Raw genomic sequence first — 13,584 nt, 5'->3', positions numbered from 1 at the left:
GAAATGTCTAAAGCGCTCATTTAACATTTGTATAGAATTCACCATCTATGAGTATGTGTTCTAATTTTCTTGAATTTCAATAAACGACGCCACCTAATATTTCGATGCTTCTTCGTGAAAATGTTCCTGCAGCCATTCCCCTTCCGTTATAAAAAACTGCCGTACTTCATCAATGTTTTGTGGCGGTGTGTCTACCCATTGGAGGAGCGTATCGAGTGTTGACTGTTTCTCTGGAAAATATGTGATGACGACCTCGGCTTGTTCATGTAGTTTTGTTGTCCAGATTTGAGAACGAGCTTTAACCATGGAATAGTATGTGCGTATGAGTTTCTTTGAGAAACTGTGCACGATGCGTGGCAATTCCTGTTTTGAAGCGGTATGTAGCCTGTTCTTCACACGTTGGAGTGATGCCCCGATATCCCCATTAAAACGTATGGCCAGTTGTGGTGTGAGCGCATACGGTCCAAAATGATCCCCGAGGTCGTCGCCATACACATTGACACTCATTTCCTTAATAAAGGCTTGTTCTTCGTACGTAGATGGGTCCATCACTTCATCATATTGCGCAAGGGAAAACCCTATATCACGAACGAGCTGCTTGTAATCATCGGACAACTGTTTCTCTAACTTCCTCAGATGTTCGTTCTCTTTTTCGGTAAGTGCTCTAGTAAACACTACGATAAGATCAAGGTCAGATGTGACGGGTGTTGCATCCCCTCTCGCCACGCTTCCATACACGTAGATGCTGTGTACTTGCTCTTTGAATTGCTTGGACAACCGCTGAACTGAATCTTCTATACAACCCTCGTAATGAGATGAAATACACTGTTTTGATACGTCACTCACGATATACCCGTCATGATTCAGTCCATACCCTCTTTTAATTTTTTTCATTGTGCTCTCCTTTTTAAAGCGAAGTTCTTGCTTTCACAATAAGAAAATGTGGATGAGTGTTCAAATATTGGTACGCACGTTCATGAGTTTCTTTCATTTCTTCTAACGGTTGAGGTTCAATAAGTGACTCTAATCGAAAAAACTGAGTCGTATCATGAATGATCTGTTGCATTGGTCTACGATAAAAGCTGACATCAACTGTAATCGACGGCTTTTCCCACGTGTCTGTTAGCAACGTCGTATCAAAATAATTCGTGCTCTCGAACTTCGTAAAGTCCATAAACGGATGGTGAACAGAAAATATGAGTGTTCCGTTCGGTTTTAGGATCCGTCGGAATTCGGAAAACGTCGGCGTCCACTCTTCCACATAATGAAGAGTCAATGAACTGATAATGATGTCGAATGTATGATCAAGAAGCGGGAGCTCTTCTTTAAGGTCATGACAAAGAAACGTAGCGCCACCTACACGTTCTTCGGCAGCATTCACCATCTCAGGGCTCACATCAATGCCGGTCACAACCGCTCCAAGGTCCGTCAACTGAGAGGCGTACCATCCAGCTGAACACCCGGCATCGAGTACACGTTTGCCTTCAAGGCAGTTTGGAAGTGCTGCCATCATCGCCGGCCGCTCATAAAGAGCATTATACGGACTCGTTTGATCAATATCAGATTGATACGTGGTTGCGAGTCGATCAAAGACCGCTTTTGGTTCGTGCTTCATAGGAACCTCCTGTCTAAACGAGTGTTAGCCAACGGCGAAACAAATGTGCAGCCCAGCTTTGCGCCTCTGCTAGATCACTCCCATCAATTTTTTCTACACGTCGGTTTTGCTGTCCAAAATGTTCGACCCACTCACTAGCAATGCGGGCATTCACTTCTGGATGGAACTGCAACGCATACGTTTTGCTTCCAATCCGAAAAGCTTGTTGTTCACATACATCTCCGCTACAGAGCTGCAAAGCCTCTGTAGGTAGCGAAAATACATCTTCATGATACTGCATAAACTTCATTCGTTTCGGCAAATCAAAAAATAACGGATCTGAATTCGCACTTGAAGTTTTATGTAGCAACGTTAATCCAAATTCCTTTGTTGGCATACGGGTAATCGAAGCCGAGAAAGCACTAGCAATCATTTGTCCACCCAAACATATACCTAGAATAGGTTTGCTTTTTTCATGAAACATTCGTATTAGCTGTTGAGTGCTTTCTATAAATGAATAGAGCGCTTTATCGTTAACACTCATCTCTCCCCCTAGAACGATGAGCGCTGTAAATCCGGCATCACTCGTTGGCGGCACCTCGCCTCGCTCAATTTGAATGGACGTATACGGAATCTGCTCTTCTACTATATACGTTTCTAAATCGCCTAACGGAGAAATATTGCTCGGTTGAATTACGAGTACAGTCAATGGATGTTCTCCTCTCTACGGTGACAGTCTTTTTTATCGTATCACGTTTTTCTGGAGAATTTAATGAACTGTCAGATTTTTATATGCAAAAGAAGGGTAGAGAATGTTGCCCGAGTGCTCGAACTGCCAACGTTTCCAGTTTTAGGGTTCGTCTGTCCTTAAACGGCACTTTTGACGTAGCTATGCACCAATAACGAGTATCGATCACCTTCCACTCTTGCTCATTCCACCGAAAATTGTGCAAAACAAAAAACTCCTAAAAGGCACTATGGCCTCTATAGGAGTTCTATACCGTCTCTGCCGCTTCTGCTTGGAACGCGTCTAACAGCGAGCGTACTTCGCCAGTTGAGTTGGAGTTCATGAGTTGGTTGCGCAAGTCGCTGGCACCACGGAAATCACGCACGTATATTTTGAAGAAGCGATGCAACGGCTTGAACGCTCGTGATTCAACTTGATGATATTTATCGTGTAAATCAAGTTGTAGACGCAACAGGTCGAGCAATTCTTCGCTCGTATGCTCTCTCGGTTCTTTTTCGAAGGCAAATGGGTTTGTGAAGATGCCTCGACCAATCATGACACCATCTACACCGTATTTTTCAACGAGTTCTAATCCGACTTGTCGATTCGGAATATCTCCGTTAATGGTGAGTAACGTGTCTGGTGCAATTTCATCTCGAAGCTTCTTGATCTCAGGGATGAGCTCCCAATGTGCTTCGACTTTACTCATTTCTTTCTTTGTTCGTAAATGAATGGATAAGTTCGCAATGTCTTGTTTTAGGACGTGGGTTAGCCAGTCCCGCCACTCGTCGACATACGTGTACCCGAGCCGCGTTTTCACACTGACTGGAAGCCTCCTGCTTTCGCTGCCTGAATAAGTTCAGCCACTACATCCGGACGACGAATGAGGCCGCTCCCTTTTCCATTACCTGCAACATTTTGCACGGGGCAACCCATATTTAAATCGATGCCGCGAAAACCTTCTTCTGCCATGCCAATACTCATTTGCTCAAAGAGCTCAGGCTTATCTCCCCATATATGCGCAACCATCGGCTGCTCATCTTCAGTAAACGTCAACCGTCCACGGACGCTTTGCTTCCCTTCCGGATGGCAGTAGCTTTCAGAGTTCGTAAACTCCGTAAAAAACACATCCGGCCTTGCTGCTTCACTCACGACGTGACGGAATACAACATCAGTCACATCTTCCATAGGCGCAAGGATGAAAAACGGCCGTGGCAATTCACGCCAGAAATTGTCTTTCATACTCATCTCTTTCCTTTCGTAACGGTAGTGCTCTATATTTAGACTTCTCTTTTATATAACTATATTTCTTGCCCGCATTATTGTACCATATCAGGTGCTAGGATTCACGGATTGGTTAAGCTCTCCGTTTACCGTCAGTAACTATATCGCTAGTTTGAAGAGAAACACCAGAATTAAAAACCTTCAAACTAAACCCATCACCAAAAGGATCGTTTTCCCAACCAATTTCCACCGCATTCTTAAATCATAAAGCTAATTCCAATAACAATACTAACGACAATTGCGAAAAAGAGTACGTACCGAATGGCGCTTTGCTTCGTTGTCATCGCTCGTTTTTTCGTTCGCGACGGTACAATCGGAATAAAGATCATCGCTAATATAAAAATTGTGGCCGCAACCGTTACGATTTGCAACAAGTCAATGTTCATGTCAAGCACCCAAAATAATCCGAACGCGATCGGGATTCCAAGCGCAATTCCCCCGCTGCTTTTAGTACGTGTACACCATATTCTTTGGCACTCATTCGAACACCCTCTCCATTCAACTGAGAAATTCTTATACTTACACGTACCCCAAATGAATTCAAAATAATCTGACATTAGTTTTTCTCGTATATACCGAATATATATTGCATTTGAGGTGTGCAGATGTCTGTTCAACTCTTCATACTCGGACAGATAATGGAAAGCGACACATATCCTTATGAGTTAAAGAAAAAACTATCCGAGCCGATTCCCCTTGATCGTTTTGGCGGAATAACGGAGAGCAAATTGTATTATCACTTCAAATCAATAGAGAAAAAAGGATTCGTTGCACGTACTGAGGTTGTGAAGGAAGAAAATCGGCCTGATAAGCAGCTTTTTCAAATTACGGAGCAAGGAAGACACTCGTTGCCGAAACAAATTTATGATCAGAGAGACAGAACACTCGCGACTTTAGTCGTGAAATGAATGGCTCTCCGTTTTGAATTATCAGACGTTTCAATCCATTCATGGTATACTGAACATAAGAATATATGTTCCCAGAATGGAGGTTCGCTATGTTGACGTACAAAGGCATTCAGTTTCGGTTGTACCCCAATCTAAAGCAACAAGAACAAATTGCTCAGACAATTGGCTGCTGCCGGTTCGTCTACAACCATTTCCGTGCCTCCTGGGAGCACACTTACACCGAAACCGGCAAAGGCCTTACCTACAAGGCGTGTGCGAATGCATTGCCCTTGCTAAAGGGTGACGTTCCTTTTTTAAAGGACGTGGACAGTACCGCTTTGCAAAAATCTGTGTGGTCGCTTGCCGATGCCTACCGACGATTCTACGCAAAGCTAGGCAAGTACCCACGGTTTAAGAGTAAGCGAAATCCTGTGCAATCGTACACGACGGCCATCCAAGGAAAAGCCCAAGTATTTACTAACACGGTCACGAACAACCGAATTAAGCTCCCGAAACTCGGCTGGGTGAAGATTCGTGGGAGTCGTGTTATCGAAGGACGCATCATCGCTGCAACCATCACTCGCAAAGCGAGCGGTCGTTATCTCGTATCACTTAAGGTTGAAGCCGATGTACAGCCCCTGCCGTCCACAGGGCAATCGGTGGGTGTTGACCTTGGAATCACCAACTTCGCCATCCTATCGAGCGGTGAAAAAATGGACAATCACCGCTTCACAAAGGCGATGCGACAAAAGCTCGCTCGTGAGCAACGAAAGTTGTCACGTCGAGCTGAAGGAGCAAAGCGTCGTGGAACTCCGTTACACTTGGCGAAAAATTATGAAAAGCAAAAACGTGTTGTCGCTCGTCTCCATGAAAAAGTGGCCAACCAACGAAAGGACTTTTTGCATAAGCGATCCACCGATCTCATCAAAAACCACGATCGGATCGTGGTGGAAGACCTTCATGCGAAAGGGATGCTTCGCAACCGTAAGCTGGCTTCGGCCATCAGTGATGTCTCCTGGTCGATGTTTGTGACACAGCTCACGTACAAGGCTGACTGGTATGGGAAACAATTCATTAAGGTTGACCGGTGGTTCCCATCTTCCCAGCTTTGCTCGAGTTGTGGGCACCATGATGGCAAGAAAGGACTACACGTTCGTGAGTGGTCCTGCTCAGCCTGCCATACCTCTCACGATCGCGACATCAACGCTGCCAAAAACATTCTTCAAGAAGGACTCAGAACCGCAGGGGCTGCGGGGATCGCCTAGCCATGAACGAAACCCGCTGTCCAGTATCAATCATGCTCGGTCAAGGTTTGTGCTTCTAGGAATCTCGGTACTTTAGTGCCGAGTAGTTCAATCATTGTTTGAGAAATCCGAAGACATTCAAGGGATGATTGTGGGATTGGCAAATCTCCACCATGTCGACACAGATCAAGTGATTGCGATTATCCAGAAGAAAATCGATAAAATAAATACCGATTGGCAAGAAATCACACAATATCGCAATCACCCGATCGACAATGTTGAAGAGTTACGCTTGTTTCTAGACAGCTATCTTGTCAGTCACCATGAACATAAGATTAATTGGTTAGAAAACTTAATTCACTGGTTAAAAACAGGAGGGTATCCGAATGAATAATGTTTACGTAATTACAGGTGGTACAGGCGGTATGGGAAAGGCAACGGCTGAGCAGGTTGGTCCACTTGGCACGGTTTTGTTAGCGGATATAAATGAAACGCGGTTGCAAGAGGCGAAACAGCATTTACTTGAAAAAGGGATTACGGATGTTCATTATCAAACGGTTGATATTACGAATCGTCAAGACGTACAAGCATTGGCAGATCGCGCGGCTTCATTAGGAAAATTACGGGCACTCATTCATACGGCTGGGGTCTCTCCAACAATGGGTGATGCAAGGCAAATGCTTAACGTCAACCTTGTTGGCACAGGAATCATTTTGGACAGCTTCTACCCACTTGCAGAAGAAGGAACTGCAGTCGTTTGTATCTCATCGATGAGTGCTCACAATCCGCCAAAAGAGGGGCCATACACTCTGTTACTAAAGCAACCGTTAGCGGACAATACGGTTGAACAGCTACTTCCGATGACCGAAAATAATTCTGGCAGTGCTTACGCTTTATCGAAGTTGGGGGTACTGCTTATTGTAGAAGAACAGGCGCTCGCTTGGGGGAAAAAAGGCGCACGCATCGTATCCGTATCACCAGGCTCAATTAATACGCCCATGGGCAAACAAGAAGCAGCGGGCCAACCGATGATGGCAAAAATGCTGGAAGTGACGCCTTTGCAACGTTTTGGTGAGGCTGAAGAAATTGCCTCAGCCGTCGCTTTTCTAGTTAGCGATCAAGCTTCTTATATCACCGGAACAGATTTACGTGTCGACGGCGGGACAACCCCGAGCGTCGCAAAAATGCTTAAGGAACAAGGGTAAACCGACAAATCGGATAGATGAGGTGCTACGAGCACTTTATTTATCCTTTTCTTTGCTCGTAACGACTGCAATGACTAGCAATGCAGCTCCACCGAATGCAAGAACGATGCTCAGAAAATAAGGAACAGTACCAGAGATTTGCGATAGCGTAGCGAGCAAACGAGACCCAGAATAATCCCCAAGATGAGGCGAATACGTAGCTATGGCCACGTGCATGAAGCCGAGTAGCATCAAACCACTAGCAAATAGTAAGCTGCCGATTACTGTTAAGTATCTCAATTTAAACACCTCCAAATTTATAGGGAGATTTATACCCTCATACGATCACGTCTCGCACTAGTTACCATTGTTATGCTAAGCATTGAGGTCAGCCGCGAGCAATTGCTTGATTCTGAAGGTGATCACGCAACACGTCGGCTTGTGCCAACGCCATTCGGTCGTCATGAATGTCACCGGGTTTACTGGCGTGACCGATGATGTATGAAGTAAATGACTGTACACCTAAAAATTGAAACGCCAAGTTGAACTGCTCGATCATCGGTAATGCTTTTAACCGAGGGTTATCTCCCCAACAGTGACGACAATCGTTTCCATCTTTTGCAAACTTGTTTTCAATTCCTCTCCGTACCGTTCATCCCGAACTGCTCCGCTAAACCGGTCGATCATATTTTTCATCGGACCGCTCATCCCGTACCAATATAAGGGCGTAGCAAAAATAATCAGATCACTCGTTAAAAATAGATCAACAATTTCTTTGAAATCGTCATTCACAGGATCAAAGCCACCCTCGTCATGCCGTTGATCAATAATCGGCCGAATGTTCAAGTCTGACAAATAAATACTCCGATGATCGATCCCTTTCATCATGCGCTCCACGAGTAACTCTGTATTGCCCATACGACGTGTGCTCCCATAAATCGTTGCAATTCTCATCCAAATCCCTCCAAAAAAACTTTGTTGTTTCTTCATAGTACGGTATACTATCCATTAATAAAAACGAATAATTATGATGTTATCAATTACTATTTTCGATTTAGAGGTGTTGTATGGACATTAAACAATTAACAACGTTTCAAGAAGCGGCCGAAAGCCTGAACTTGACGCAAACTGCGAAGAAACTGAAATACTCACAATCCAATGTGACCGCACAAATCAAAGGTTTAGAACAAGAGCTTGGCATACCTCTATTTGAGCGACTCGGGAAACGCATCCACCTCACCGATTCAGGCCACACCTTTAAACGGTACGCAGATCAGATGATCGCGACAAATCGAGAAGCGAAACTCGCTTTACACGAAGATGAAAGTTCCGGAACGATCATTGTCGGTGCTCAAGAGAGTCAATGTACGTACCGGCTAATGCCGATCTTGAAATCTTTCAAAAAAGCTATCCAAAAGTCAAAATCATTTTCAAACCCGCCCACTCCGACGAACGAGCAAGGCAGCAAATTGTGAACGGCGCACTCGACATCGCATTCATCATGGACCGCTCAAAGCCTGCTGCACAATTGAACATAGAGACGCTCATAGAAGAAACGCTTGTGCTCGTCGCTTCACCAGATCACCCGCTTACAGATAAGTCACATATCTTGCCGAACGACTTACGAGACGTCACCGTCCTCTTAACAGAAAGAGGGTGCTCTTATCGAGAGGTTCTAGAGCAATTCATACAGCCGCAGGGCATAGAACCAAACAATCAAATCGAGTTTGTTAGTATAGAAGCAATCAAGCAATGTGTGATCGCTGACCTTGGGATTGCGATTCTACCTAAAATGGCTGTAACTCGTGAGCTATACAACGGGGAAATGAAAGCACTCTCTTGGACACCTCCCATCGCCCCGATGTACACCCATCTAGCATGGCATAAAGATAAACGCCTCACCGAGCCGCTTCAAGCTTTTTTGGAACTGACGAGAGCGGTATTTATTTAACTACCCATCGCCTTCCAGTTTTTGCAATGGAAGGCTCTCTTATTATTTACTTTATGTCACGCTAAACGTCCAAAACGATTCTCACTAGATAACACAACAAAATGAAGAGATCGATTATATGCCCGTACCCAAAGAACGTATCCTGTTTTCATAATCACCCAAAGACATAATAACCTGTGCTAGCTTGATGTGAGAAATTCAAGCGAGTGAGAACTTTTTTCATATGTACAATCCAATAATGGAATGATTATTTAGTCTATTGATCATGTTGTTTTTTTATCATTTTTGTTTACATACCCTTCTAGATGTTCACGTTTAATAGGTTCATAGCCTATACATTCAGGTGAATCGTAATTCTGATTGAGAATATAGTCTTTTAGTGGCATTCTACTTTGCCAAGATTGTAGCAACAGAATTTCTATTGAACGTAAGCTCGCAGTAAAAAACCTTCTGTGCTCTCCCCAAGTCTAGCTGCTACCTCTTTTTCATACTAATCCATGAGGTCTTCTATACTTTGATTGTTAAAGACGTAAATACGATAGTCTTTAGACGGAAACTTTAAATAATCATTAAAGTAATATGAGCTTGATTCAAGGGTGAAACAAGTTCCAAAGTTCATCCACTCGTCTGAGCTTCCTCGCTTTATATCATTCAGACAGTTGGATACATACCATACGCTAGTGGCTCGCTCCCCCACGTGGAAGCATTTTGTAAACTCCGTCCAATTTTTAGTTCATCGTTGACCCTCTTAGTGTTTGAGAAATGCACACTAAACAAATGGTACAAATACATTGATCATTAACTTCCTAAACAAGCCCTCTAATTATAAAGTGCAAAACGTCGATCGACGTTTTGCACCTGTTAAACATAGATAGTTGGCACTCCATACATTTAAAGAAAATCGTTTTTGTCTTGTGGAGAGACGATGTTCTCTTTAGCGAACACTGTATCATCCGTTGTAGCAGAACTTCCAACAAACAAAGCGACAACAACCAACACAGCAAATACTTTTTTAGTCATACTATTCAGCTCCTATTAGATAATTTCCTTTAGTCGCTTGCTGAGAAATATGCAAGTACGAAAGGGCTTTCTCATAATTCTCATTTAATTTGTAGTAATTGGATAAGTCTTCTGCTAATTCATTCATTTCAAAGAAAAGATGGTGCTCTTTTAATATCATAAAACCTCGATTAATTAATGATTCGTCAACTGTTCTTTCTAAATATAGACCACGTGTGACAGAGCACCTGGCTACATATTCTCTTAAACCTAAAGAATGGTCTTCTAGTTCTTTTTCTACACGTTCCAATAGTTCCTTCCCTTTATCATAAGCCCCTATTTTTAACAATGTATTTGCTAAGTTATAACGTGTCTTAACACCGATAATTGTGTTCTTTTGACCTCCTGTGTCTAAAGCTTCACTATACAGATTGATTGCTTCATCAAGCCTTCCGTGGCGATATGAGTTGTTCGCTTTCCCACGAATAGCAAGAGATTTAGCGTAAGGTTCTTGCGTAGCTAACATAATCGCTTGATTCGAGTATTTGTCCGATCTATCGTAGTTCCCTGCTTCTGAATAAACACCAGACTTTAACATCAAAGCATTAATTTTTAGCTTCGTATGTCTTTGTGAGTTCTTAATCATTTCAAATGAATGATTAGCATAACTCAAAGCAGTTAAATTTTGATCCAATCGATAATATACGTGTGCTTGCCTAAAATAAAATTCTGCTTGCTCATTTGTACTTACGTAAACGAGATACTTTTCGGCTTCGCGGTAATATGACAAAGCTTCTATGTACCTTTCTGTATTTGTTGCCAGCAGTCCCTCCATATAGTTATAAAGGTAATTTAGTGTGTTGTCTGTTTCTTCAACATCAACTACCTGAGCTGATATTTGGCCATCTAGCCGGTGTAGAATCTGATTTGCAAGCATTTGATGTTTAAAGTTTACTAAATCATAGTATGAAGTTACTTGTTTTGATATCGTATTGAATCGCATTAATTCAGTGATCTGGCTTGCATTTCTTTAGCCTGCTCCAATTCATAATCAGACAGTAATTTTAACCACTCCCCAATAAGTGTTACCAGCTTATTCTCTAATTCTTTAGACAAAAACCAACACCCTTTCAACCAATTGAATAACTGAATACTAAGAAATATTCCCTAATATCTACTCTACACTATACAGATCACAATTGCACTTTATATTCTAAATTTATAGATAAATATATTTTTTCTTCACTCCTCATTCAGAAATAAAAACTCATCTTGAACATATACAATATACAGTGGCAGCTATTATGGAAGGTATTATGTCTACATACATTTATTTAGCTTCAGGTTTCTTTAATTGAACAGCAATTGAAGAAAGTTGAAATTACCGAGGACATTTTGCGTTGGAAAGGACTTCGGCTGTTTAGTCCCACGAGAGCATGACAATGAACAACTTGAATTTGGATCACTCGAATGGAGAAGTGCCACTTTCGATGACGACAGGGAGACGATACAATACGCTGACACCATCGTTGCCATTTATGACGAACAAGGCCCTGGCACGATGTGGGAAATTGGTTTGCCTATTCACACCAAAAACCAATCATCAACCTTCATACAATTTCTGAACCTGTCAATATTATGATTCCCTAAAGCCTGCACGTTTACCTTCGCTCCTTCAATCAATTAAGTTCCATACCTTTTCGAGGCGAGGTGACATAATATGCTAATTCATGTTAATCTTACATACAAATCGTTAACACGTGATCATGGAGAGTGACTAACACCCTGAGTGCTATTGTATAAATTTTCAGTTTAACACTTCCGAACATATACGTGATTCGCATGATGTTCTATCCTTAGAAAAACGGTAGCGTTCGTTCTTGCCAAATATCGTATTCTTTCTTGATCAAGTATCTTGGAATGCTAAGAGTAATCCCACCACTCACTACTACCATTAAGATAAAACGTGACATAAAAGGCTTTATGATGAAAAGGAGTGAGTCAACATCGAACCGAAAAAGCTCCGATCACTCGCACAACGATTTAAATGGTTGGCCATTGCCTTCGGCTCAATCACCGTAGTCATTGCATTTATAAATGTATTTCAAATCGGGGAACGAACAATCGACGCTCTATCGTCCGCAGCTTTGGGTATCAGCTGCTTAGCATTGTTCTTCGCCTTACAAAAACATGCACAAAGAAAGATTAACCTACAATCATAGCCGTTTATTTTAATATCATGTCGACAACGCAATCAATCTACATGGGTGGAGTATGCGACTATTTATCTGCCTCATCTTCTTCTGGGTTCATATGAATCTCCTCTTCCTCTTGTTCATTTCCTGAAGGCCTTCTTCATCTCCTGGTGACCAGATCGTGATGGGCGCAATCATGAACAGTAGCACAACGACTGCGGGTATAGGAATAAAGATCTTTTTCAAAAAAGTGCGTCGACGATGTTGCTTTCTAGCTTCTTTCACTGTTTCGTGCGCATAAGCCAAGCCTTTCATTCGGGCTTCTTCTTCCATTGACGGCTTCATAGCTGTCAGCTTTGATTCAAAGGACTTCCAATCTGTAGGTCGCTGCTCATCCTTCATCCTACTCTGCCTCCTTACGTGCGAGATCCATCAATTTCTTCTGCGCCCGATACTGGAGCGCCTGAACCGATTTGTATGAATGCTTCATTACTTCTGCTGTTGACTCTATAGAGTTCTCCTCCACAAAACGAAGAAAAAGTACTATGCGGTATTGTTCAGGCAACTGCTGTAACAACGAGATCGTTTCATCGTAACTTTCCTTTGCTGTAACTTCTCGGTCAACAGACGCCCGCTGAGGCATCCTAAGTTCTAAGTCCTCTACCCTTTTTTAGAAAACGTTGACGTTTCTGTTCCCGGGATTGGTCTATGATTGCACGGCAGGCAATGGAGAATAACCACGTTTTAAAAGAAGATTGCCTCTGAAATTTATGTAAACTCTGCATTCATTTCCAAAAAAACGTTTGCGTTAACTCTTCTGCATCGTGGTAATCTCCTAGATGAACATAAGCATAGCGAAAATAGAGTCCACATACTTAAAATATAGTTCTCAACTGCCCCATCATCTCCGTCCAAAGCATGCTCTACAAGAATATCATCCTCATACATCGTAGCTACCCTCCCTCTCTGGTTTAGACGCCCGAAGGCAAATATTGTTGCAAATCATCCGCAACAATATTTGCTCATTTACGTCTACGCGTATAAGAACGACCCATACAAATACGGAGGTTTGCTAAATGAATAAATGGCTTCTTTACCCAACAACGATCATCAGTAGTGCACTCCTACTCGGAATCTCAGCAGATGATGAAGCGACTGACCCCGCTGAAATTTCCAATGAAATTGAGGCTACTGAAGTTGAAGCCGTACCGATTGAAGAAGCGATATCAGAAGAGATCCAAACCTACCAAAACCGTTTTTCAGAATCAACAAATGCCGACAGTGCACAAGTGAATTCATTTGGGTACGACACGGTAACCGAAGAACCCGTCAAAGTAACCGCACTGGAAGAAGCAGAGGAAGTGATTTATCGTGAGGTTACTGATTAAACGAAATTTGCTTGGCCCAACTGAGCCTAGCCAATTTTTGCTAGGGCTCTTTGTCTTTACAAAGCGAAAATTTTATTCCCTCCCGATAGAAATTCTAGTTCCTCATTCAACTTCAAATATATACCTTGTCA

Annotated in this window: 17 protein-coding genes and 2 pseudogenes; 6 read left to right on the top strand and 13 right to left on the bottom strand. The window is 42.6% G+C overall.

Annotation, left to right across the window (positions count from 1 at the left end):
• Positions 1 to 93: 93 nt before the first annotated feature.
• The 5 genes and pseudogenes from JCM19039_RS00235 to JCM19039_RS23515 all read right to left on the bottom strand — a co-directional run bounded on the left by JCM19039_RS00235 (position 94) and on the right by JCM19039_RS23515 (position 3,991).
• Positions 94 to 894, bottom strand: a complete 801-nt coding sequence (locus JCM19039_RS00235; protein ID WP_042422698.1) for a nucleotidyltransferase domain-containing protein — start codon at positions 892 to 894, stop codon at positions 94 to 96.
• 13 nt (positions 895 to 907) lie between these two features.
• Positions 908 to 1,615 carry a class I SAM-dependent methyltransferase gene (locus tag JCM19039_RS00230; protein ID WP_042422695.1) on the bottom strand — a complete coding sequence of 236 codons (708 nt, stop codon included), beginning with the start codon at positions 1,613 to 1,615 and terminating at the stop codon, positions 908 to 910.
• A 13-nt stretch (positions 1,616 to 1,628) separates the two neighbouring features.
• Positions 1,629 to 2,303 (bottom strand): type 1 glutamine amidotransferase, encoded by a 675-nt coding sequence (locus tag JCM19039_RS00225; protein ID WP_052398369.1) that lies wholly within the window; start codon positions 2,301 to 2,303, stop codon positions 1,629 to 1,631.
• Positions 2,304 to 2,589: 286 nt separating this feature from the next.
• Positions 2,590 to 3,563, bottom strand: a pseudogene (locus JCM19039_RS00220) (tRNA dihydrouridine synthase).
• A 239-nt stretch (positions 3,564 to 3,802) separates the two neighbouring features.
• Positions 3,803 to 3,991: a hypothetical protein gene (locus JCM19039_RS23515; protein ID WP_152550031.1), complete on the bottom strand. Its 189-nt coding sequence runs from the start codon at positions 3,989 to 3,991 to the stop codon at positions 3,803 to 3,805.
• 219 nt (positions 3,992 to 4,210) lie between these two features.
• Here JCM19039_RS23515 and JCM19039_RS00210 point away from each other — a divergent pair, with 219 nt between their 5' ends.
• The 4 genes from JCM19039_RS00210 (at position 4,211) to JCM19039_RS00195 (ending at position 6,941) form a co-directional block, all read left to right on the top strand.
• Positions 4,211 to 4,513 (top strand): PadR family transcriptional regulator, encoded by a 303-nt coding sequence (locus JCM19039_RS00210; protein WP_042423395.1) that lies wholly within the window; start codon positions 4,211 to 4,213, stop codon positions 4,511 to 4,513.
• An 89-nt stretch (positions 4,514 to 4,602) separates the two neighbouring features.
• Entirely contained in the window at positions 4,603 to 5,757 is a 1,155-nt protein-coding gene (gene tnpB, locus JCM19039_RS00205; RefSeq protein ID WP_042422690.1) for an IS200/IS605 family element RNA-guided endonuclease TnpB, read from the top strand.
• 94 nt (positions 5,758 to 5,851) lie between these two features.
• On the top strand, positions 5,852 to 6,130 hold the full coding sequence (locus tag JCM19039_RS00200; RefSeq protein ID WP_052398368.1) for a hypothetical protein: 279 nt from the start codon (positions 5,852 to 5,854) through the stop codon (positions 6,128 to 6,130).
• Positions 6,123 to 6,941: an SDR family oxidoreductase gene (locus tag JCM19039_RS00195; protein ID WP_042422687.1), complete on the top strand. Its 819-nt coding sequence runs from the start codon at positions 6,123 to 6,125 to the stop codon at positions 6,939 to 6,941. Before JCM19039_RS00200 ends, JCM19039_RS00195 begins: the two co-directional genes overlap by 8 nt.
• A 36-nt stretch (positions 6,942 to 6,977) precedes the next feature.
• On the opposite strand, the gene JCM19039_RS00190 is transcribed toward JCM19039_RS00195, so the two are convergent.
• From JCM19039_RS00190 to JCM19039_RS00185, 3 genes are all read right to left on the bottom strand, one after another.
• On the bottom strand, positions 6,978 to 7,220 hold the full coding sequence (locus tag JCM19039_RS00190) for a hypothetical protein (RefSeq protein ID WP_052398367.1): 243 nt from the start codon (positions 7,218 to 7,220) through the stop codon (positions 6,978 to 6,980).
• An 88-nt stretch (positions 7,221 to 7,308) separates the two neighbouring features.
• Positions 7,309 to 7,479, bottom strand: coding sequence for a hypothetical protein (locus JCM19039_RS24835; protein ID WP_238544721.1), 171 nt, complete (start codon positions 7,477 to 7,479; stop codon positions 7,309 to 7,311).
• An 11-nt stretch (positions 7,480 to 7,490) separates the two neighbouring features.
• Positions 7,491 to 7,874 (bottom strand): flavodoxin family protein, encoded by a 384-nt coding sequence (locus JCM19039_RS00185; protein ID WP_052398366.1) that lies wholly within the window; start codon positions 7,872 to 7,874, stop codon positions 7,491 to 7,493.
• 113 nt (positions 7,875 to 7,987) lie between these two features.
• On the opposite strand from JCM19039_RS00185, the pseudogene JCM19039_RS00180 reads away from it, so the two are divergent.
• Positions 7,988 to 8,871 (top strand): annotated as a pseudogene (locus JCM19039_RS00180) (LysR family transcriptional regulator).
• Positions 8,872 to 9,762: 891 nt separating this feature from the next.
• On the opposite strand, the gene JCM19039_RS26130 reads toward JCM19039_RS00180, so the two are convergent.
• The 5 genes from JCM19039_RS26130 to JCM19039_RS27630 all read right to left on the bottom strand — a co-directional run bounded on the left by JCM19039_RS26130 (position 9,763) and on the right by JCM19039_RS27630 (position 12,850).
• Positions 9,763 to 9,891, bottom strand: coding sequence for a hypothetical protein (locus JCM19039_RS26130; protein WP_255343595.1), 129 nt, complete (start codon positions 9,889 to 9,891; stop codon positions 9,763 to 9,765).
• A gap of 1 nt (position 9,892) precedes the next feature.
• Positions 9,893 to 10,873, bottom strand: coding sequence for a hypothetical protein (locus JCM19039_RS00175; RefSeq protein ID WP_042422683.1), 981 nt, complete (start codon positions 10,871 to 10,873; stop codon positions 9,893 to 9,895).
• 1,306 nt (positions 10,874 to 12,179) lie between these two features.
• Positions 12,180 to 12,467 carry a hypothetical protein gene (locus JCM19039_RS00170; protein WP_042422681.1) on the bottom strand — a complete coding sequence of 96 codons (288 nt, stop codon included), beginning with the start codon at positions 12,465 to 12,467 and terminating at the stop codon, positions 12,180 to 12,182.
• A gap of 1 nt (position 12,468) precedes the next feature.
• Positions 12,469 to 12,708 (bottom strand): RNA polymerase sigma factor, encoded by a 240-nt coding sequence (locus JCM19039_RS00165; RefSeq protein ID WP_052398365.1) that lies wholly within the window; start codon positions 12,706 to 12,708, stop codon positions 12,469 to 12,471.
• A gap of 1 nt (position 12,709) precedes the next feature.
• Positions 12,710 to 12,850, bottom strand: coding sequence for a sigma factor (locus tag JCM19039_RS27630; RefSeq protein ID WP_081834232.1), 141 nt, complete (start codon positions 12,848 to 12,850; stop codon positions 12,710 to 12,712).
• Positions 12,851 to 13,141: 291 nt separating this feature from the next.
• Here JCM19039_RS27630 and JCM19039_RS00155 point away from each other — a divergent pair, with 291 nt between their 5' ends.
• Positions 13,142 to 13,453, top strand: coding sequence for a hypothetical protein (locus tag JCM19039_RS00155; protein ID WP_042422678.1), 312 nt, complete (start codon positions 13,142 to 13,144; stop codon positions 13,451 to 13,453).
• The last annotated feature ends 131 nt before the right edge of the window (positions 13,454 to 13,584 follow it).

Source organism: Geomicrobium sp. JCM 19039, assembly GCF_000698145.1.
Taxonomy (GTDB): Bacteria; Bacillota; Bacilli; order Bacillales; family Marinococcaceae; genus Geomicrobium_A.
The sequence above is the reverse complement of the archived record's forward strand: the minus strand, read 5'-3'. Positions and strand labels throughout refer to the sequence as shown.

Coding starts and splice junctions, on each gene's coding strand:
- JCM19039_RS00235 (WP_042422698.1), bottom strand. CDS start 894: ATGAAAAAAATTAAAAGAGGGTATGGACTGAATCATGACGGGTATATC.
- JCM19039_RS00230 (WP_042422695.1), bottom strand. CDS start 1,615: ATGAAGCACGAACCAAAAGCGGTCTTTGATCGACTCGCAACCACGTAT.
- JCM19039_RS23515 (WP_152550031.1), bottom strand. CDS start 3,991: ATGAACATTGACTTGTTGCAAATCGTAACGGTTGCGGCCACAATTTTT.
- JCM19039_RS00210 (WP_042423395.1), top strand. CDS start 4,211: ATGTCTGTTCAACTCTTCATACTCGGACAGATAATGGAAAGCGACACA.
- tnpB (WP_042422690.1), top strand. CDS start 4,603: ATGTTGACGTACAAAGGCATTCAGTTTCGGTTGTACCCCAATCTAAAG.
- JCM19039_RS00195 (WP_042422687.1), top strand. CDS start 6,123: ATGAATAATGTTTACGTAATTACAGGTGGTACAGGCGGTATGGGAAAG.
- JCM19039_RS24835 (WP_238544721.1), bottom strand. CDS start 7,479: ATGATCGAGCAGTTCAACTTGGCGTTTCAATTTTTAGGTGTACAGTCA.
- JCM19039_RS00185 (WP_052398366.1), bottom strand. CDS start 7,874: ATGAGAATTGCAACGATTTATGGGAGCACACGTCGTATGGGCAATACA.
- JCM19039_RS26130 (WP_255343595.1), bottom strand. CDS start 9,891: ATGACTAAAAAAGTATTTGCTGTGTTGGTTGTTGTCGCTTTGTTTGTT.
- JCM19039_RS00175 (WP_042422683.1), bottom strand. CDS start 10,873: ATGCGATTCAATACGATATCAAAACAAGTAACTTCATACTATGATTTA.
- JCM19039_RS00170 (WP_042422681.1), bottom strand. CDS start 12,467: ATGAAGGATGAGCAGCGACCTACAGATTGGAAGTCCTTTGAATCAAAG.
- JCM19039_RS00165 (WP_052398365.1), bottom strand. CDS start 12,708: ATGCCTCAGCGGGCGTCTGTTGACCGAGAAGTTACAGCAAAGGAAAGT.
- JCM19039_RS27630 (WP_081834232.1), bottom strand. CDS start 12,850: ATGCAGAGTTTACATAAATTTCAGAGGCAATCTTCTTTTAAAACGTGG.
- JCM19039_RS00155 (WP_042422678.1), top strand. CDS start 13,142: ATGAATAAATGGCTTCTTTACCCAACAACGATCATCAGTAGTGCACTC.